Here is a 19,339-nt window from a genome sequence, read left to right as displayed (position 1 = left end):
CGCTGACTCATCACTCAAAGTAACTGAATCGCGGTGAACTGTTTCTCCTCTGTAACTTTCGTCCGAACGGCCATGGCAGTACAACGGTCGGATACGCAAGATGGTCTGCGTGTCAGCAGGCCGCCATCGCATGCGTTCAAGTATTCACGGTGCCGCCGCCGCAGCAGCGGTCGGCGTACTCGTCGTCACCGCTGGTGGGTGGGTCGGCTATCGCCAACTCGCCGGCCAGGACTGCTCCGGCAAGATCGAGCTGTCCGTCGCGGTGGCCAGCGAGCTCGCCCCGGCGGTCGACCAGGCGGCCACCGAGTGGGAGGAGAAGGGTGCCGCGGTCGATGGAACCTGCATCGACGTGACGGTCGCCGCCTCCGACCCGGTGGAGGTGGCCGCCGTGGTGTCCGCCAAGCACGGCGCGATTCTGGCCGGCGTGGGGCAGGCCAGTGGCACCGCGGTGAGTCCGGACGTCTGGATTCCGGATTCCTCCACCTGGCTGCTGCGACTCAAGACCGGCGGCGCGGCGGCCTTCGAGCCCGGCAACGGTTCCTCCATCGCGAGCAGCCCGGTGGTGGTCGCGATGCCGGAACCGATCGCCACCCGGCTGGGCTGGCCGCAGCAGGAACTCGGCTGGACCGACCTGCTGACGCGCCTCAACAGTGATCGGCCGCTGAAGACCGGCATCGTGGAGCCGACCCGCGACGCCGCCGGACTGTCCGGCCTGCTGTCGATGATGACCGCCGCGGCGTCGACCGGCGGCGAGACCGCCGAGCAGGAGCGCGTCGGCGCGTTGCGGGCGTTGGCCGCCGGCGCCTCGGCGCTGCGCCAGGACCTGCTCGCCAAGTTCCCGACGGCCAGCGACGCCACCACGCTGGCCAGCGCCCTCGGTGCGGCGGCGCTGTCCGAGGAGGACGTCATCCAGTACAACGCCCGGAAGCCTCCGGTGCCGTTGGCGGCGCTCTACCTGAAGCCGGCGCCACTGCCGCTCGACTACCCGTACGCGGTGCTGCCCGGGATCGAGCCGGCCAAGGCGTCCGCCGCCGGGGTGCTGTTCGAGGCGCTGACCACGACGTCGTTCAAGGACAAGCTGGCCGCGCAGTCGCTGCGGGCGCCGGACGGCAACTGGGGCACCGGTTTCAACGCGCCGCAGGGCGCGCCGAGCCCGGCCGGTGGGGACGCTTCCGTCGCGCCGCCGGCCCAGGGCGGCGTCGCCGCCGGTGGGCTGGCCCCGGACGCGGTGGAGCGGGCGGTCTCCAGCTGGTCCATCGCCACTCTGTCCGGTCGGATGCTCTGCATCATCGACGTTTCCGGCTCGATGAAGAACGAGGTGCCGACCGCCAACGGGGCGACCCGGCAGCAGGTCACCACGGAGGCGGCCCGGCGCGGGCTGAACCTGTTCGACGACTCGTGGTCCATCGGCCTGTGGGTCTTCTCGACGAACCTGGTGGGCTCGCGGGACTACCAGGAGTTGGTGCCGATCGCGCCGCTGTCACGGCAGCGCAGCGAGTTGGAGCGCGGCCTGGACCGGGTCGCCTCGTCGAGCGGCGACACCGGCCTGTACGACACGCTGCTGGCCGCGTACAAGGACGTCCAGGCGAACTGGGAACCGGGCAAGGTCAACTCGATCGTGCTGTTCACCGACGGCAAGAACGAGGACGCCGACGGCATCTCCCAGAAGGCCCTGCTCGCCGAGTTGAAGCGGATCAAGGATCCGGAGCAGCCGATCCAGGTGATCATCATCGGTATCGGCACCGAGGTCAGCAAGTCGGAGCTGGACACCATCGCGAAGAGCGCCGGTGGCGGTGCGTTCGTCGCCACGGATCCCACCAAGATCGGTGACATCTTCCTCCGGGCGATCGCGCTGCGGAAGGCACCCGCCTGACCTGAGACACCCCGTAAAGGGGCCGCTGGTACCGGTTTCGCCGGTACCACCGGCCCCTTTCTCGTTGTCCTACGCCTTGGAAACTGACGGCAATACGTCGGAAGCAATTGGTAGTCATGGTTGTCAGGGCAGGATGTCGTCGTGCATCGGCAGACCCGACCGTCCCGGCCGGGCCCGTGCCGTCGGCGAGCGAAGTGGGAGGGCTGGTGACCTCGGCTACGCTGTTGACCCCGGTCAGATCGTCATCGCAACCCAACGACGTCCCGGCATCGGGGCGACCGGTGCGTACCGACCAGCGGGCGTACGTCCGGACGCTTGTCGTGCTGGACACCGCCGTGCTGGCGGTGGCGGTGCTGGTCGGCTACGCCGTCCGGTTCGGTGAGGCCGCACCCCGTGGCCCGGTGCCGTACGTCCTGGTCGCCCCGGCGCTCGTGCTGGCCTGGCTGGTCTCGCTGAAGGCCCTGCGCTGCTACGACGACCGGGTGGTGGGCTACGGTGCGGACGAGTACCGGCGGGTGAGCATGGCGAGTCTGCGGCTGGCCGGCGCCACCGCGATCGCGGGCTACGTCGCCGACGTCGGGGTGTCCCGGGGCTTCCTGGCCATCACCTTCGCGGTGGGCACGATCGGTCTGGAGGTGGCCCGGTTCGCCGCCCGCAAGCGCCTGCACCGCGCCCGGTCGCAGGGGTCGGGCTGGTCGCGGCGGGTGCTGGTGGTCGGTGACACCGCCCACGTGCTGGAACTGGTGCACACCCTGCGCCGCGAGCCGTACGCCGGCTACCAGGTCGTCGGTGCCTGCATCCCGGACGCCCTGCTCGCCCCGGTCGCCCAGCGGCTCGGCGACGTGCCGGTGGTCGGTTCGTTCCGGGCCATTCCGGAGGCCGCCGCCGCGATCGGCGCGGACACGGTCGCCGTCACCGCCTGCGGGGAGCTGACCGCGACCCGGCTGCGTCGGCTCGGTTGGCAACTGGAGGGCACCGGCATCGACCTGGTGCTGGCTCCGGCGCTGACCGACGTGGCCGGCCCGCGCATCCACACCCGGCCCGTCGCCGGCCTGCCACTGATCCACGTGGAGGCCCCCGAGTTCCGCGGCGTCCGCAAACTGGTCAAGGGGTTCGTCGACCGGTCGATGTCGCTTGTCGCCCTGGCCCTGCTGCTGCCCCTGCTGGCGGTCATCGCGTTGGCCGTGAAGCTGGACAGCCGAGGCCCGGTGCTCTTCCGCCAGATCCGGGTCGGGCAGGGCGGCCAGGAGTTCGGGGTCTTCAAGTTCCGCACCATGGTGGTCAACGCGGACGTGCTGCTGGCGGAGTTGGCCGCCCGCAACGAGACCGACGGCCTGCTGTTCAAGATGCGGGACGACCCCCGGGTGACCCGGGTCGGTCGGCTGTTGCGCAAGTGGTCACTTGACGAGCTGCCGCAGCTGGTGAACGTCCTGCTGGGGCAGATGAGCCTGGTCGGTCCCCGGCCGCCGCTGCCCTCCGAGGTCGCCCGGTACGACGGCGACGTCGCCCGCCGGCTGCTGGTCAAGCCGGGGATGACCGGGCTCTGGCAGGTCAGCGGCCGCTCCGATCTGAGCTGGGAGGACGGCATCCGGCTCGACCTCTACTACGTGGAGAACTGGTCGCTCGCCGCCGACCTGACGATTCTGTGGAAGACCGTCGGCGCGGTGGTCAACAGCCGCGGCGCGTACTGATCCGGCGGGTGGTCTCACGGCTGCGGACCGAGCCAGTCCAGGCAGACCACGACGGCGTCGTCGGTGAGATCACCGGCGACGAAGGCCCGTAGGTCGCCGAGCAGGGAGCGGACGGCGTCCAGCGCCGCCATCGGTGCGGTCCGGCGCAACATCCGGTCCAGCGCGGTCTGGCCGTACTGCTCGGCGCCCCCGGTCGCCTCGATCACCCCGTCACTGATCATGAACAGTCGGTCGCCGCGCTGGAGCTGGACGAACTGCTCGCGGTAGTTGGTCCCCTCGAACATGCCGAGCGGGAACTGCTCCTCCAGCGGCTGGATGCTGACCTCGCCGTCCCGGAGCAGGACGAGCCGGGGCGAGCCGGCGTCGACGGCGGTGAGCCGCCCGGTGCGCAGATCCAGTTCGAGCAGCAGGGTCGCGAGGTACTGCTCACCCCGGTGCAGGTCGTAGATCGCCTGATCGGCGAGGGCGGCCTGGTCGGCCAGGGGAATGCCGGCCCGGCGGGCGTTGCGCAACGCACAGGTGGCGAGGGTGGTGAGCATGGACGCGGCGACCCCCTCACCCATCCCGTTGATGGTGGCCAACCAGACCCGCTCACCGTCGTCGGACCAGTCGAAGCTGTCACCACGCACCGCGTACGCCGGCTCCAGCTGACCGGCGAGGCTGAAGGAGGGACGCAGCCGGCTACGCCCCGGCAGCAGTTCCCACTGCACCTCGGCGGCGAGGGTGAGTCGGCGACTCCGCCGGGCCACCCGGTACACGTCCGTGCCGGCGTCGACGGCGGCCAGCTCGTGGGCCAGCGCGGTGGCGACCTCGGCCAGCTCGGCAAGTCGGGCGTCGGTGACCGGCGTGACCCGGAGCACACCCCGCCGTTCGCCACGCATGCTCACCGGCAGGTACCCCACGCCGTCGGCGTGGGTCGGGCTCTGGTGGTCGAAGCAACGCCAGGCCGGGTGCCCGGGCATGGTCACCGGTTCCCCACCGCCCAGCGGCAGCAGCGCCGCCAGCCGGTAGTCGACCTGGAGGAGATCGGTGTCGGTGATCCCGTACTCCCGCTCGAACAGCTCCCCGACGCGCGTCACGAGGAGATCCACGGGGGCGGCGGTGATGGCCGCGCGGCCCCTGTCGACCGGCTCGGTCATGGTCCCTCCTTGATCACAAGCCCAACCGCCGACGGAATCGGGGTACGCTCAGGCGCACCATGGCGGAACTGCATGGTCCACCGGGACCCGAGATGAGTATGGCTGCCGAGCTGGATGCCGCGGCAGGAGCCCTGCTGACGGTCTGGGACGGTGCGCGGGAGCGGACGGCCAACCGCATCTCCACCGCCCAGCTTCGCGCCGTCATGCTCGTCGAACGGCATGACGGGATAAACCTGCGGCGCCTCGCCGCCGGTCTGGACATGCTGCTCTCGTCGGCCAGCCGACTGTGTGACCGGCTGGTCGCCGCGGGGATGCTGGAGCGGGAGCCGGGCCGCGCCGATCGGCGGGAGATCTCGCTGCATCTGACCGCCGAGGCCCGCCGGCTGCTGGCCGAGCTGCGCGACGACCGTCGCCAGCACCTGGCGGCGATCCTGGCCGACATGACCCCCGACGCCCGGGAGGCGCTGCTGCGCGGGCTGCGTGCCTTCGACGAGGCCGCCCGCGCACGGGTCGTCCGACCGGTGTCGCCGCTGGTGCCACAGCCCGAGCAACCACGTGCGGAACAGTCGGACGGCCGGGACGCCGTCGAGGCGGCGCCGCGTGGCTGGGCAGCGGGGGACGCCTCCGTCTTCCGCACAGCCTGACCGGGCCGGCTACCGTCGGTGCTGCCGCACGGCCGGATCAGTCTGCGGCGGGACCGATCGCCAACATCGCGATGTCGTCGTGGCGGTGCCCGGCACACCACGTGTCGATCTCCCGGAGCACGCGGTCGACGAGCGTCGCCGGGGGCAGCCCGGCACCGGCCGCCAGCGTCCGGCGTAGCCGCTGCTCGCCGAAGGTCTCCGCGCCGTGCGGGCCGCCCCGGGCATCGGCGACCCCGTCGGTACGGGTGAAGAGCAGTTCGCCGGGGCCGAGCCGAAGGTCGGCGGCGGCGAACCGGGCACCGGGCAACGCGCCGACCGGCATCCCGCCCACCCGGAGCGCGGCCACCGTTCCGTCGGACCGCACCACGAGGGGTGCCGGATGCCCGCCACCGGCGATCCGCAACCGCAGTTCACCCTCGGGTCCGACCCGCAGGGCGCCCAGCAGCAGGGTGGTGAACTGCCCGCGCCGGCTCGTGTCCGGCAGGTCGAGCAGTGCCCGGTCGAGCAGCCGGAGCAGTTCCCGCGGTTGCCGTTCGACCAGCCGTAGGGTCTGCAGGGACTGGCGTACCCGGCCGGTGAGCACGGCCGCACCCACGCCCTTGCCGCAGACGTCCCCGACGGCGAACAGCGCACCGTCGTCGGTCGGCAGGACGTCGTAGAAGTCGCCACCGATGCGCAGTCCGTCGCCGGCCGCGCGGTAGCCCCCGGCCAGGCGCACTCCGGCCACCGTGGGCAGCCGCGGCGGCAGCAGGCTGTGCTGAAGGACCCGGGCGAGGTGGCTCTGTTCGTCGTGCAGTTGCGCGGTGGCCAGCGCGGCGCCGGCCCGGGCGGCGAACTCCCGGACCAGCTCGACGTCACGGCGGTCGAAACCGGCCCGCCCGGCTCGGCGGAGCAGCACCAGGGCGCCGGCCGTCCGGCCGGCGCCGGGGATCGGGCTGACCAGCAGGGTCGAGGGCGGGTCGAGGTCCGCCGGGACCAGATCGTCGATTCCCGCCCGGGTGATGGCCGGCCAGGGCCGCGGATCGGCGGGCTCGCCGTCGAGGGCCTCGACGAGTCCGGGTACGGCGGCGACCACGTCCCAGCCGACCGTTCCGGTGACCGGCGTGCTGTGGTCAGCGGTGTGCCGGATCCAGTGCGGCCGGTGTTCGGTCGGCGTCGGTGGCAGGTGTACCACCAGAGCCAGATCGGCCAGGTAGGGCACGGGTAGGGCGGCCACCGCGCGCAGCGCCTGGTCACCCTCGAGCGCCAGGCCGAGCTGACGGCCGGCGTCGGCCAGGAACCGGGTACGCCGACGCTCGGCGAGCAGCTCCGCCGTGCGGGCGTGCTCGTCGGTGACATCCCGCACGTACCAGGCGGACCGGTTGCCACCAAGCGTGCGGCGGACCCCTCGCAGCCGCCGGCCGAGGTGTTCGGCATCGAAGTCGTCGGCACCGGTGGCGGTTGCGGCCGCCAGGGCCGCGAACGGACAGCCGGTCAGGTCGGTGCCGACGACGATTTCCGGCAGCAATGCTCCGGCCACCGCGTTCACCAGCACGACCAGCCCGGCGTCGTCGGTGGTCAGCACCGCCTCGTCGAGGCCGTCGAGCAGCTCACGGGCGAGATCGGCGTCCACGGGTGACGTGCCGTGCGGCGCCTCGGCGGCGGTGCGCTCCGACCGGTCGTCGCTGGTCTGCTCGCCGGCCGCACCGGCGAAGGCGCCGGGTCGGGTGCTGGTCATCGGCGGACACCCGGCGGCGGGCCGTGTCGACCAGTACGCATGCCGGGGTGCACTCCTCGGGGTCACGGTTGGTTGCTTGGAAGCAAGCGTACCGAGCGGCTGCCGAGGCATCCGGTCGAGCGCGTCAGAGCCGGGCCAACCAGCCGCCGGGGCGAGCGATGATCCGGCGTACCACCGAACCGGCCGCTCCCACCGCGGCGGCGGTGGCACCCAGGGTGGCGGGCCGGACGGTGACCGGCGACCATGCCGCGGTGAGCACCCGGCGTTCGATCTCGGCGAGTACGGGCGGCCGGAGCCAGCCGGTGAGCGGGGCGTAACCGCCGCCGAGCACCACCGTGTCGAGGTCCAGCAGGTTGACCACGCTCGCCACGGTGACCCCGATCGCCGTACCGGCCTCGGTCAGGGCGCGCAGCACGGCGGGATGCTCGGCTGTGGCGAGCTGGGTCAGCCGGGTCGAGGCCCGGTCGGCGGGCAGATCCGCACCGGCCAGGCCGGCGGCGGACAGGATCGCCTCCTGCCCGGCGTAGAGCTCCAGACAGCCGCGGCCGCCGCAGCGGCAGGGTGGGCCGTCCGGGCGGACCGGGATGTGCCCGATCTCGCCGCTCCAACCACGGGTGCCCCGGAACAGCGCGCCGTCGAGGACGATGCCCGCACCGATGCCGACCTCGCCGGAGATGTGCAGGAAGCTGCCCGGCGCGGCACCGGCATGCAGCTCGCCCAACGCGGCGAGGTTGGCCTCGTTGTCCACCACCAGGGGCGGCACCCCGTCGACCCGTTCGGTCAGTGGGGGATGGTGGGCCAGCAGTTCCGGCACCGGCACGTCCCGCCAGCCCAGGTTCGGCGCGAGGCGGACCCGCCCGGCGTCGTCGACCAGACCGGGTACTCCCAGGGCGGCACCGGCCAGGGTCAGACCCTGGGCCTCGGCGTCGACGCGGGCCCGGCCGGCCAGCTCGGCGAGCTGGCCGAGAGCCTCGGCCGGCGACACGGGTCGCAGGTCGGCCCGGTGCACCGTGTGGTGCCGGACCTGCCCGGAGAGGTCGACGACGCACGCGGCGAGGTAGTCGACATTGATCTCCAGGCCGAGACCGGCGGGACCGTCGCCGGCCAGCATCAGACCGCGCGCCGGACGACCGGCGCCGGCTCGTGGCGTCGGATCCGCCTCGGTGACGAGGCGGCCGGCGACGAGGTCCTCCACCACGGCCGACACGGTGGCCCGGGTGAGACCGGTGTCGGCGGCCAGCGCCGCCCGCGACGGGGGGCGACGGGCGGCGGCGATGCGGCCGAGCACGAGGGCGAGATTCAGCTCACGCAGGCTGCCCTGCCGCACCGCGCCGGCAGGGGCTGCGGGTGAGGTCACCCCTTGACACTGCCACACCGCGGTCATTTAATTCAACCACTGAACAAATAGCGGATGACACCACCGGAGGTCTGCCATGGCACCCCGTCCCACTCCTGCCGACAAGTTCTCCTTCGGGCTCTGGACGGTCGGCTGGCAGGGCCGCGACCCGTTCGGCCACGCCACCCGAGACGCGTTGGATCCGGTGGAGTCGGTGCACCGGCTCGCCGAGCTGGGCGCGTACGGCGTCACCTTCCACGACGACGACCTGGTGCCGTTCGGCGCGGACGCCGCCACCCGCGACGCCCAGATCGCCCGGTTCCGCAAGGCGCTCGACGAGACCGGCCTGGTGGTGCCGATGGTCACCACCGACCTGTTCCAGCAGCCGGTCTTCAAGGACGGTGGCTTCACCAGCAACGACCGCGACGTCCGGCGGTACGCGTTGCGCAAGGTGCTGCGCAACATCGATCTCGCCGCCGAGCTGGGCGCGAAGACCTTCGTCATGTGGGGCGGTCGGGAGGGCGGCGAGTACGACGTCGCCAAGGACGTCCAGGCTGCGCTGGAGCGCTACCGCGAGGCGGTGGACCTGCTCTGCCAGTACGTCATCGACCGCGGCTACGACCTGCGCTTCGCGCTGGAGCCGAAGCCGAACGAGCCGCGCGGTGACATCCTGCTGCCGACCGTCGGGCACGCCCTGGCGTTCATCTCCACCCTCGCCCACCCGGAGCGGGTCGGGCTGAACCCGGAGGTCGGCCACGAGCAGATGGCCGGGCTGAACTTCGTCCACGGCATCGCCCAGGCGCTCTGGCAGGGCAAGCTGTTCCACATCGACCTGAACGGTCAGCGTGGCGTCAAGTACGACCAGGACCTGGTCTTCGGTCACGGCGACCTGCTCAACGCGTTCGCGCTGGTCGACCTGCTGGAGCACGGTGGCACGGCCGGCGGCCCCGGCTACGACGGCCCCCGCCACTTCGACTACAAGCCCTCCCGTACCGAGGACATCGACGGGGTCTGGGCCTCGGCAGCCGCGAACATGAGTACGTACCTGCTGCTCAAGGAGCGGGCCGCGGCGTTCCGGGCCGACCCGGAGGTCGCCGAGGCGCTGGCCGCGAGCAAGGTCGCCGAACTGGGCGTGCCGACCCTCGGCGACGGCGAGGGATACGCCGAGCTGCTCGCCGACACCAGCGCGTTCGAGGAGTTCGACGTCGACGCGGCAGCTGCCAAGGGCTTCGGCTTCGTCCGGTTGAACCAGCTCGCCGTCGAGCACCTGCTCGGCGCACGCTGAGGCGGCCGGCATGCCGCTCGTCGCCGGGGTGGACTCCTCCACCCAGTCGTGCAAGGTGGTCGTCCGGGACGCGGAGACCGGGGCCCTGGTCCAGCAGGGCCGGGCACCGCACCCGGACGGCACCGAGGTCGACCCCTCGGCCTGGTGGTCGGCCCTTAGGACGGCGATCGACGCCGCCGGTGGGCTGGCCGACGTCGCCGCGGTCTCCGTGGCCGGTCAGCAGCACGGCATGGTCTGCCTCGACGAGGCCGGCGAAGTGGTACGGCCGGCGCTGTTGTGGAACGACACCCGGTCCGCCGGTGCGGCGGCCGAGCTGGTCCAGGAGGCGGGCGAGGGGCAGGCCGGGCCCCGGTTCTGGGCCGACGCGGTGGGCAGCGTGCCGGTGGCCAGCTTCACCGTGACCAAGCTGCGCTGGCTGGCCCGCAACGAGCCGGCGAATGCCGATCGGGTGGCGGCGGTCTGCCTGCCGCACGACTGGCTGACCTGGCGGCTGGCCGGTGCTCCCGGGCTGGACGCGCTGCGTACCGACCGCAGCGACGCCAGCGGCACCGGCTACTGGTCCCCGGGCACCGGCGAGTACCGACCGGATCTGCTGGAGCGGGCGCTCGGCCGGGTGGTACGAGTGCCGACGGTGCTCGGCCCCGCCGAGGCCGCCGGCCGGCTGGCTCCGGCGGCACTGTCGGGTGCCGTGGCCGCTACGGACCCGGGCGTGGCGCTGCTCGGGCCGGGCGCGGGGGACAACGCCGCCGCCGGCTTCGGCGTCGGTGCGCGTCCCGGCGACGTGGTGGTGTCGATCGGTACCTCCGGCACGGTCTTCAGCGTCGCGGACACTCCGGCGGCCGACCCGAGCGGTATCGTCGCCGGCTTCGCCGACGTGACCGGCCGGTTCCTGCCGCTGGTCTGCACGCTGAACGCGGCCCGGGTGCTGGACGCCGCCGCGGCGATGCTGCGGGTCAGCCTGGACGAGCTGGCCGACCTGGCGTTGTCCGCGCCGCCCGGCGCGGACGGGCTGGTCATGGTGCCGTACCTGGAGGGTGAGCGCACTCCGAACCTGCCGGACGCCACCGGGGCGGTGCACGGGCTGACCCTGCGCACCTCGACTCCGGCGCACCTGGCCCGGGCCGCCGTGGAGGGGATGCTCTGCGCCCTCGCCGACGGGCTCGACGCGCTCGCCGCCCAGGGCGCGACCGTACGCCGGGTGATCCTGGTCGGCGGCGGTGCCCGCTCGGCGGCGGTGCGTCGCATCGCGGCGCAGGTCTTCGGCTGCCCGGTGGTGGTCCCACCGCCCGGCGAGTACGTCGCCGACGGTGCCGCCCGGCAGGCCGCGTGGTTGGCTCTGGGCACGGGGGAACCGCCGTCCTGGACACCGGCCGGCACCGAGGAGCACGCCGCCGAACCGGTGCCCGGCATCCGGGAGCGCTACGCGCAGGCCCGGGAACGCCATCTGGACCGGTTGTCCCAGGGGTGATCACGCCGTTCCCGGGTCGGGTGGTGTCCGCGTGACGAGGAGCCACCCGATCCGGGACCGAGCACGATCTCGGCCGCGCCGCGAGGTGACCCGGTGATCGGCTCGTTATCCCGCCCTGGTTGGCTGCCCGCATGACCTCGACCACAGGCGGACCCGCGCGGGTGTGGGGCAGCAGCGCGCCGCGTCGGCTCTACAGCGTCGTGGTCTTCGTGCTGCTCGCCTCGCTGGACAACGTGGCGATCGGTCTGGTGCCCCCGCTGTACGGTGCGATCGCCGAGTCCTTCGACGTGCCGCAACGGCTGCTCGGCCTGGTCACCGCGATCAGCTTCCTGGTCAGCGCGGTGGCGGCGGTGGGTTGGGCGTACTTCGGCGACCGCACCAACCGCAAGCCGTTGCTGATGATCGGCACACTGCTGTGGGCGGCCGGTACGGGCGGCAGCGCACTGGCCGGTAACTACCCCACCTTCCTGACCGCGCAACTGCTCGCCGCGGTGGGTCTGGGCGCGGTCGGGTCGGTCGGTTACTCGGTCGTCACCGATCTGATCACGCCTCGTCGTCGGGGCCTGGTGATGAGCTTCTGGGGGCTCTCCCAGGGGGTCGGCACGGTGGCCGGCGGCCTCGTCGGCGGGCTGCTCGGCGCGACCGACTGGCGTCGGCCGTTCCTGGTGCTCACCGTGGTCGGTCTGGTCGCCACGGCGGCCTACCTGTTCACGTACGACATCCGGCGCGGTCAGAGCGAGCCGGCACTGGCCGCCGCGCTCGCCGCCGGTGACGAGTACGACTACCGGATCAGCCGGGCCGACCTGCCGGTCATCCTGGGTCGGCGGACCAACCGGTGGCTCATCCTCCAGGGACTCACCGCGCAGGCCGCCTTCGGCTCGCTGGTCTGGCTGCCGGTGCTCTTCCGTGAGCGGGCCGAGGAGCAGGGGTACACCGCGGCGACCGCCATCGTAGTGGGCGCCGTCTTCGCCGCGCTGTTCCAGCTCGGTGGGGTGTTCTCCATCGTCGGCGGGCTGGTCGGCGACGCGCTGCAACGGCGTACGCCCTCGGGCCGGGCGTTGGTCGCCTCCGTCGGCATCTTCGCGGCGCTCCCGTTCTACCTGGTGTTGTTCTTCGTACCGATCCGCATCGAGGTGCCCGACGGGGCCGGCACCGGCGCGGTCGTCGGTGCGGTGCTGGGCAGCGTGTTCAGCGAGCCGACGGTCGGGTTGAGTCTGCTGGCCGCGTTGCTGGCCCTGGCGCTCACCTCGGCGAACTCGCCGAACTGGTTCGCGTTGATCGCCGACGTCAACCCGCCGGAGAACCGGGGCACGGTCTACAGCCTCGGCAACCTGGTCAACGGGGTGGGGCGGGCAGCCGGCAACGGCCTGGTCGGGGTGGCGTTCCACGGGCTGCGGGTGGCCTTCCCGCCGCCGCTGAACTACGCCGTCGGGCTGGCCGCCTTCCAGCTCTTCTTCATCCCCACCGGTGTCATGTACTGGCTCGCCGCCCGCACCTCACCGAAGGACATCGCCGACGTCCGGCAGCTGCTGCACACCCGCGCTCAGAAGGATCCGGGTGCGGAACCCCCGCCCAGCGGCGATTCCGCACCCGACTCGCTGGCTAGACCTTGACCCATACGGTCACGTCCGTGGGCACCGATCCGTCCTCGTTCAGCGGTGCGCTGCTGTGCACCACCTCGCCCTCGGGCACCGGGGCGGCGGCGGCACCGAAGTTGGTGGACACCACCAGGTCGCCGTTGCGGAAGGTCAACACCTCGTCGGTGGAGGAGAGCCACTCCAGGGTGCCCCGACCGAGCCCGTACGCGCGGCGTAGCTGCAACGCCTCCCGGTACAGCTCGTACGTCGAGCCGGGCACCCCGCGCTGACGGTCCAGCGCGTACTCGGCCCAGACCGGCGGCTGCGGCAGCCAGCTCGCGTCGGTCGGCCCGAAGCCGTACGAGGGCGCGTCGGCCTCCCACGGGATCGGCACCCGGCACCCGTCGCGGCCCCGCTGGGTGTGCCCGCTGCGTTCCCAGGTCGGGTCCTGCCGTGCTGCGTCGGGCAGGGTGGTGTGCTCCGGCAACCCGAGTTCCTCACCCTGGTAGAGGTAGGCCGAGCCGGGCAGGGCCAGCATCAGCAGGGTGGCCGCCCGGGCCCGACGCAGCCCGGTGGCGGCGTCCGGCTGCTCGTCGCCGATCCCGATGCCGTTCGGTCGGGGCGCACCGATCGGCAGCCCGAGCCGGGAGGCGTGTCGCACCACGTCGTGGTTGGAGAGCACCCAGGTGGTGGGCGCGCCGACCGCGTCGGTGGCCTCCAGCGATCGCGTGATCACCGCGTACTGGGCCGGGGCCGTCCAGGAGGCGAGCAGGTACTCGAAGTTGAACGCCTGGTGCATCTCGTCGGGACGTACGTATCGGGCCAACCGCTCCGCCGGCTCCACCCACGCCTCGGCCACCAGGATCCGCTCGCCGGGGTAGCCGTCCAGCAGCCGTCGCCAGTCGCGGTAGACCTCGTGCACGCCGTCCTGGTCCCACATCGGCGGGCGGGGCTTGTCCGCCTCCTGCCCGGAGAGGATCTCCTGCGGATCCTGCCAGTCGGCCAGATCGGCCTGCTTGACCAGACCGTGCGCCACATCGACCCGGAAGCCGTCCACGCCCCGGTCCAACCAGAACCGCAGCACGTCCAGGAACTCGGTGCGGACGTCGGGGTTGTCCCAGTTCAGGTCGGGCTGGGCGGTGTCGAACAGGTGCAGGTACCACTGGCCGTCCGGCAGCCGGGTCCAGGCCGGGCCACCGAAGACGCTCTGCCAGTCGTTTGGCGGCTCCGCGCCGCCCGGTCCGCGACCCTCGCGGAAGACGTACCGTCCCCGCTCGGCACTGCCGGGACCGGCGGCCAGGGCGGCCTGGAACCAGGCGTGGGCCGAGGAGGTGTGATTGGGCACCAGGTCGACGATCACCCGCAACCCGTTGGCATGGGCCTTCGCGATCAGGTCGTCGGCATCGGCGAGCGTGCCGAACAGCGGCTCGACGTCCCGGTAGTCGGCCACGTCGTAGCCGGCGTCGGCCTGCGGGGACGGATAGAACGGGGAGAGCCAGACCGCGTCGACACCCAACTCCGCCAGATGGTCGAGGCGGGCGGTGATCCCGGGCAGGTCGCCGATCCCGTCACCACCCGAGTCGGCGAACGAGCGGGGGTAGATCTGGTAGATCACCGCCTCCGTCCACCATCCGGTCGGTGGGGTCTGCTGCGTCGCGTCGTGGTTCAGGGCGTACTCCCGTGGTCGAGCCGTCCGGCCCGGTTGGCCCCGACGGCGTGCTGGCTGTCGTTCAGTTTGCCCGGGCGGGCGCGGTCGAATCACGTACGACCAGCCGAGTGTCCAGGATCACCGACGAATCGGGTTTGCTCACGTCGTTGTCGAGGGCCCGCCCGCAGAGCGGGTCGAGCAGCAGTTGCGCGGCCAACCGGCCCTGCTCCGCCGCCGGTTGGGCGATGGTGCTCAACCCCAGCACCCCGGAGAGGGCGTGGTCGTCGATGCCGATCACGCTGACGTCCTGGGGTACCCGCAGGCCGGCGTCGCGCAGTGCGGTCAGCGCACCCATCGCCATCTCGTCGCAGGCGGCGAAGATGGCCGTCGGTGGGTCGCCCCGGCGGAGCAGTTCCTCGGTGGCCCGGGTGCCGCCGGCGATGTCGAAACTCGACTCCACGTCGAGGCTCGGGTCCGGCTGCAACCCGGCCGCGCGCAACGCCTCCTGATGCCCCCGGCGCCGGTCCAGATGGGCGCTGAAGGCGAGTTCGTCGTCGGGATCACCAGAGATGTGCGCGATCCGGCGGTGCCCCAGATCCAGCAGGTGCCGGGTGGCGGTCCGCGCCGCCGCCACGTCGTCGATCCGCACGCAGGGCCAGCCCGGCACGGTGGTACCGGAGCTGATGGTGACGCCGGGCAGGTCGAGCGCGGCCAGGGCGGTCACGTCGGTGGCCCGCAGCGGGGTGGCGACCAGCATGATCGCGTCCACCCGCTTGTGCAGGTGGGTGGCGTGCAGGACGCGCTGCCTGTTCTGCTCCCGCCCACCCAGGTTGTGCAGCAGCAGGTCGTATCCGGCCCGGTGGAAGAAACCCTCGGCCGCCTCGACGACCACCCCGAAGAACCACCGGGTGATCCGGGGAACCACCACCGCGACGGTGCCGGTCCGGCCACCCGCCAGCCGTGAGGCGCTCGGCGACACGGCGTACTGCAACTGCTCGGCGGCGGCGAGCACCCGGCTGCGGGTCGCCGCGGACACCGTCGGCAGCCCGCGCAGCGCCCGGGAGACGGTGGCCGTGGAGACGCCGGCCAGCCGGGCGACATCGTCGATCTTCGTCACGTGACACCCCGTTCACGTCCCGCGTGGTGCCGCCGCCGACGGCGGCGGCACCACGGCGGATCAACCCTTGACGCTGCCGGCGAGCAGCCCACGAACGAAGTAGCGCTGCAACGACAGGAACACGATCAGCGGTACGACGATCGAGACGAACGCTCCGGCGGTCAACCGTTGCCACTCGTTGCCACGGGTACCGGCCAATTCGGCGAGGCGGACCGTGAGTGGCGCGGTGACGTCGCTGCCACCGGCGAAGATGAGCCCGACCAGCAGGTCGTTCCAGACCCAGAGGAACTGGAAGATGCCGAACGCGGCGAGCGCCGGGGCAACCAGGGGTAGCACGATGGTGCGGAAGATCTTCGGGTGGGTGGCCCCGTCGACCCGGGCCGCCTCCATCAGATCCTTCGGCAGTTGCGAGATGAAGTTGTGCAGCAGGTACACGGCGAACGGCAACGCGAAGCAGGTGTGCGCGAACCATACCTGGGCGAAGTTCTGCGCGCCGTCGAGGTTCCAGGCGGGCATCAGGGTGACGCCGCCCAGGCTGACTCCGCGCGAGAAGAAGCTCAGCAGCGGCACCAGGGCCATCTGCAGCGGCACGATCTGGAGCGCGAAGATGCCGATGTACACCCAGTCACGGCCCCGGAAGTTGATCCAGGCCAGCGCGTACGCGGCCAGGGCCGCGAAGGCGAGCGGGAACAGCACCGCCGGCAGGGTGATCACCAACGAGTTGACGAAGTAGCTGGCGAGCTGCCCGGACGAGGCGGACTGTCCGAACAGCACCTCCTGGTAGTTCTGGAGGGTGAACTCCGGATCGCGGAAGAACGTCCACCAGCCGGTGGTCTTGATCTGATTCTCCGGCCGGAACGAGGAGACCAGCAGACCGAAGGTGGGGATGGTCCAGACGACCGCGATGACGATGGCGACCATCGTCGCGGTGTGGGTGTTCAGCCGCTTGCGTACCCGCCCCGCACGGGTCGGCCGGCCGCTGGTCTCCTGTGCTCCGGCGGCGACCGGGGGAGTGGTGGTGGTCATCTCAGCCCTCCCGTCGCTGCTGACGCAGGTTGCGGATCTGGAAGATCACGATGGGGATCACCAGGATGAAGAGGAACACCGCGAGCGCGGAGCCTTGCCCGTTCTGGCCGTACCGGAACGCCTGGTTGTACATCTCGTTCGCGATCACGCTGGTGTCGTAGTTGCCGTTGGTCGAGGTGCGGACGATGTCGAAGACCTTCAGCGTGGCGATCGAGATGGTGACCACCACCACGATCAGCGCCGGCCGGATGCTGGGCAGGGTGATCTGCCAGAACATCTGCCACGGGCTCACCCCGTCGAGCCGGGCGGCCTCGACGATGTCGGCCGGAATCGCCTTGATCGCCGCGGACAGCACCACCATCGCGAACCCGGCCTGGATCCACACCATGATCACGATGAGCAGCAGCGTGTTCAGCGGTGAGTCGAGCAGCCACTGTCGGGGTGTGCCGCCGAGGCTGACCACGATCTGGTTGAGCAGACCGATCTGTTCCTGCTCTTCGCTGCGGAAGGCGTACACGAACTTCCAGATGATGCTGGCGCCGACGAACGAGATCGCCATCGGCATGAAGATCAGCGACTTGGCCACCGCCTCCAGCCGGGCCTTGTCGACCAGCACCGCGTAGATCAGACCGATCGAGGTGGCGACGAGCGGCACGAGGGTCACCCAGACCAGGGTGTTGAGCAGCACCCGGACGATCGAGTCGTCGGCGAACATCCAGCGGTAGTTGTCCAGGCCGACGAAGTTCTGGCTGCCGCCGTCCATGAAGGACAGCAGGGTGGTCCGCAGCGCCGGGACGACCAGGCCGATCAGCAGCAGCACCACCGTCGGCAGCAGAAAGAACGTGGCGAACAGCCCCTCGCGGGACCTGGGCCGCCCGGGCGGCGGCGCCCCGTTGGCGGTGGCGGCCACGAATCGCGCCTCGCGTCGCCGCGCGAAGAAGGCCGGCACCGCGTCGAGCAGCACGAGCAGGCCGCCCACCACCACCGCGAAGGCCACCAACCCCCACAGCAGCATCATCAGTTTGGGTGACTGCTCGGCGAAGTCGAAGTCCATCAACCCTCCCAGGGTCCTCGGTAGAGCCGGTGGGCCGGCCCGCGCACGCGGACCGGCCCACCACCGGAAACTACTTCCAGCTGCTCTCGATGCCCTGCAGGACTTCGGCGGTGTTCCCGCCGTTGATCCAGTCGACCATGCCCTTCCAGAACGTCCCGGCGCCGACGGCGGCGGGCATCAGGTCGGAACCGTCGAACCGGAAGACCGTGCTGTCGTCCTGGAGGATCTCCACCGACAGCTTGTCGATCGGGTTGGCGACGTTGGCCAGGTCGACCTTGTTGTTCGCGGACACCCAGTCGCCGATCTTCGCGCGGCTGTTGGCGTACTCGCCGGAGGCCAGGTACGTCTGCACCGCCTGCACCTCGGGACGGTCGGCGAAGGCCGTCACGAACTCGCCGCCGCCCAGCACCGGCTTGCCCTTGCCGGGGTCGATGGCCGGGAAGTAGAAGGCGAAGACGTCGCCGTCCTCGGCCACCCGGGTGCCCTCAGGCCACTGGTTGGCGTAGAAGGAGGCCTGCCGGTGCAGCGCGCACTTGCCCTGCGTGATCGGCACACCCGCCTCCTGGAAGGAGGTGGTGGCGATGCTGCGCACCCCACCGAAGCCACCGTTGACGTACTTGTCGTTCTTCAGGATCGTGCCGGCCCGGTCCAGCGCCTCGGCGACCCGGGGGTCGTTGAAGGGGATCTCGTGCGTGGTCCACTGGTCGTAGACCTCGGGGGTCTGCGTCCGCAGCATCACGTCTTCGATCCAGTCGGTGGCCGGCCAGCCGGTGGCGTCACCGGACTCGATGCCGGCGCACCACGGCTTGACGTCGCTCTGCGCGATCGTGTCGCTGAGCTGGATCATCTGGTCCCAGGTGGTCGGCACGGTCCAGCCGTTCTCCTGGAACATCTTCGGCGAGTACCAGACGAACGACTTCACGTTCGACCCGAGGGGTGCGCCGTAGAAGGTGCCGTTGACGGTGCTGTACTTCAGCCAGTCGGGCGAGTAGTTCTGCTCGGCCATCGCCTTGGTCTCGGCGCTGGCCGCCTTCAGCTGGTTGCGCTCGGCGAACCGGGCGAGCAGACCGGGCTGGGGGATGAAGGCCAGGTCAGGGGCGTTACCGCCGTCGACCCGCACGGGAAGCTGGGCCTCGAACTCGCCGCTTCCCTCGTGATTGATCGTGATGCCGGTGCAGTCCTCGAACTGCTTCCAGGACTCCGCCAGGCGGTCGGCCTCGATGTCCCGGATCGACGAGTAGATGTTCACCGTCTTGCCGGAGTGGCCCTGGTAGTTCTCGTACGGGGCGCACTCCGCGGAATCGGCGTTGCTGCTGCCGCCGTCGTTGCTGCTGCTTCCGGTGCCGCAGGCGGTGGCGCTGAGTGCCAGTCCGATCGCGCCAACGATCGCGACAGCCTGGCGTGGCCTGGCAGAGATCGCCATGCCGTCCTCCTTCCTGTCCGGCGCCGGCCGGGATCACATCCGGTTGACCAGGCGCCGGTCCGATGGGCGTTTTCACATGTAAGCGCTTGCATCCGCCCGGGGTCCACCCCTGGACGGACACGAGCGAGTAACAATCCGGAAACCTGGCCCGGGGCCATGGACCCACGTCTCTCGACCGGAGAGACCCCTGTCTATCAGCGGATATGTCTGTCGGCCGAGCCGAGCGGCAGGGAGATTCCCGGCGCGAGAGACCGGCTGGCGGGCAGCGGCGTGCCGCTGCCCGCCAGCCGGTGGTCGTCACCACGCCCGGGTGCGTTCGCCCGGTCGTGGCCGCGCTGCGG

Annotated in this window: 14 protein-coding genes; 6 read left to right on the top strand and 8 right to left on the bottom strand. The window is 71.5% G+C overall.

Translation table 11 applies throughout. The features are described from left to right. Positions 1-109: 109 nt before the first annotated feature. Together O7605_RS04340 and O7605_RS04335 are read left to right on the top strand one after the other, a co-directional pair. The gene (locus tag O7605_RS04340) at positions 110-1,873 is read left to right on the top strand and encodes a substrate-binding domain-containing protein (RefSeq protein WP_269738013.1); all 1,764 of its coding nucleotides are present in this window, start codon (positions 110-112) and stop codon (positions 1,871-1,873) included. Positions 1,874-2,079: 206 nt separating this feature from the next. Continuing rightward, on the top strand, positions 2,080-3,564 hold the full coding sequence (locus O7605_RS04335) for a sugar transferase (RefSeq protein ID WP_269738012.1): 1,485 nt from the start codon (positions 2,080-2,082) through the stop codon (positions 3,562-3,564). A 14-nt stretch (positions 3,565-3,578) separates the two neighbouring features. Here the strand turns inward: O7605_RS04335 and O7605_RS04330 are convergent, their stop codons facing one another. Beyond that, on the bottom strand, positions 3,579-4,703 hold the full coding sequence (locus tag O7605_RS04330) for a PP2C family protein-serine/threonine phosphatase (RefSeq protein WP_269738011.1): 1,125 nt from the start codon (positions 4,701-4,703) through the stop codon (positions 3,579-3,581). Between the two features lie 92 nt (positions 4,704-4,795). On the opposite strand from O7605_RS04330, the gene O7605_RS04325 reads away from it, so the two are divergent. After that, positions 4,796-5,347 (top strand): MarR family winged helix-turn-helix transcriptional regulator, encoded by a 552-nt coding sequence (locus tag O7605_RS04325; protein ID WP_269738010.1) that lies wholly within the window; start codon positions 4,796-4,798, stop codon positions 5,345-5,347. Positions 5,348-5,384: 37 nt separating this feature from the next. Here O7605_RS04325 and O7605_RS04320 read toward each other — a convergent pair whose 3' ends face one another. Together O7605_RS04320 and O7605_RS04315 are read right to left on the bottom strand one after the other, a co-directional pair. Next, positions 5,385-7,064, bottom strand: coding sequence for a PP2C family protein-serine/threonine phosphatase (locus O7605_RS04320; protein ID WP_269738009.1), 1,680 nt, complete (start codon positions 7,062-7,064; stop codon positions 5,385-5,387). Positions 7,065-7,188: 124 nt separating this feature from the next. Continuing rightward, complete coding sequence (locus O7605_RS04315) at positions 7,189-8,448, bottom strand: ROK family protein (protein ID WP_269738008.1); 1,260 nt, start codon at positions 8,446-8,448, stop codon at positions 7,189-7,191. Between the two features lie 49 nt (positions 8,449-8,497). Between O7605_RS04315 and xylA the strand changes: the two genes are divergently transcribed. The 3 genes from xylA (at position 8,498) to O7605_RS04300 (ending at position 12,766) form a co-directional block, all read left to right on the top strand. Then, complete coding sequence (gene xylA, locus O7605_RS04310) at positions 8,498-9,685, top strand: xylose isomerase (protein ID WP_269738007.1); 1,188 nt, start codon at positions 8,498-8,500, stop codon at positions 9,683-9,685. A 10-nt stretch (positions 9,686-9,695) separates the two neighbouring features. After that, positions 9,696-11,153 carry a xylulokinase gene (gene xylB / locus O7605_RS04305; protein WP_269738006.1) on the top strand — a complete coding sequence of 486 codons (1,458 nt, stop codon included), beginning with the start codon at positions 9,696-9,698 and terminating at the stop codon, positions 11,151-11,153. A gap of 131 nt (positions 11,154-11,284) precedes the next feature. Further along, positions 11,285-12,766, top strand: coding sequence for an MFS transporter (locus O7605_RS04300; RefSeq protein ID WP_269738005.1), 1,482 nt, complete (start codon positions 11,285-11,287; stop codon positions 12,764-12,766). Here O7605_RS04300 and O7605_RS04295 read toward each other — a convergent pair. From O7605_RS04295 to O7605_RS04275, 5 genes are all read right to left on the bottom strand, one after another. After that, the gene (locus O7605_RS04295; protein ID WP_269738707.1) at positions 12,756-14,399 is read right to left on the bottom strand and encodes a glycoside hydrolase family 13 protein; all 1,644 of its coding nucleotides are present in this window, start codon (positions 14,397-14,399) and stop codon (positions 12,756-12,758) included. The genes O7605_RS04300 and O7605_RS04295 overlap by 11 nt on opposite strands. A gap of 61 nt (positions 14,400-14,460) precedes the next feature. Continuing rightward, positions 14,461-15,495 (bottom strand): LacI family DNA-binding transcriptional regulator, encoded by a 1,035-nt coding sequence (locus O7605_RS04290; RefSeq protein WP_269738004.1) that lies wholly within the window; start codon positions 15,493-15,495, stop codon positions 14,461-14,463. 60 nt (positions 15,496-15,555) lie between these two features. Next, positions 15,556-16,521 carry a carbohydrate ABC transporter permease gene (locus O7605_RS04285; RefSeq protein ID WP_269738003.1) on the bottom strand — a complete coding sequence of 322 codons (966 nt, stop codon included), beginning with the start codon at positions 16,519-16,521 and terminating at the stop codon, positions 15,556-15,558. Between the two features lies 1 nt (position 16,522). Continuing rightward, on the bottom strand, positions 16,523-17,575 hold the full coding sequence (locus O7605_RS04280; protein WP_269738002.1) for a carbohydrate ABC transporter permease: 1,053 nt from the start codon (positions 17,573-17,575) through the stop codon (positions 16,523-16,525). 70 nt (positions 17,576-17,645) lie between these two features. Then, positions 17,646-18,998, bottom strand: a complete 1,353-nt coding sequence (locus O7605_RS04275; RefSeq protein WP_269738001.1) for an ABC transporter substrate-binding protein — start codon at positions 18,996-18,998, stop codon at positions 17,646-17,648. Between the last annotated feature and the right edge of the window lie 341 nt (positions 18,999-19,339).

The organism is Verrucosispora sp. WMMA2121, assembly GCF_027460185.1.
Lineage (GTDB): Bacteria > Actinomycetota > Actinomycetes > Mycobacteriales > Micromonosporaceae > Micromonospora > Micromonospora palythoicola.
The sequence above is the reverse complement of the archived record's forward strand: the minus strand, read 5'-3'. Positions and strand labels throughout refer to the sequence as shown.

Excerpts from the sequence above, each read along its gene's own strand:
- O7605_RS04330 (WP_269738011.1), bottom strand. The coding sequence starts at position 4,703 with ATGACCGAGCCGGTCGACAGGGGCCGCGCGGCCATCACCGCCGCCCCC.
- O7605_RS04325 (WP_269738010.1), top strand. The coding sequence starts at position 4,796 with ATGAGTATGGCTGCCGAGCTGGATGCCGCGGCAGGAGCCCTGCTGACG.
- O7605_RS04320 (WP_269738009.1), bottom strand. The coding sequence starts at position 7,064 with ATGACCAGCACCCGACCCGGCGCCTTCGCCGGTGCGGCCGGCGAGCAG.
- O7605_RS04315 (WP_269738008.1), bottom strand. The coding sequence starts at position 8,448 with ATGACCGCGGTGTGGCAGTGTCAAGGGGTGACCTCACCCGCAGCCCCT.
- xylA (WP_269738007.1), top strand. The coding sequence starts at position 8,498 with ATGGCACCCCGTCCCACTCCTGCCGACAAGTTCTCCTTCGGGCTCTGG.
- xylB (WP_269738006.1), top strand. The coding sequence starts at position 9,696 with ATGCCGCTCGTCGCCGGGGTGGACTCCTCCACCCAGTCGTGCAAGGTG.
- O7605_RS04300 (WP_269738005.1), top strand. The coding sequence starts at position 11,285 with ATGACCTCGACCACAGGCGGACCCGCGCGGGTGTGGGGCAGCAGCGCG.
- O7605_RS04285 (WP_269738003.1), bottom strand. The coding sequence starts at position 16,521 with ATGACCACCACCACTCCCCCGGTCGCCGCCGGAGCACAGGAGACCAGC.
- O7605_RS04280 (WP_269738002.1), bottom strand. The coding sequence starts at position 17,575 with ATGGACTTCGACTTCGCCGAGCAGTCACCCAAACTGATGATGCTGCTG.
- O7605_RS04275 (WP_269738001.1), bottom strand. The coding sequence starts at position 18,998 with ATGGCGATCTCTGCCAGGCCACGCCAGGCTGTCGCGATCGTTGGCGCG.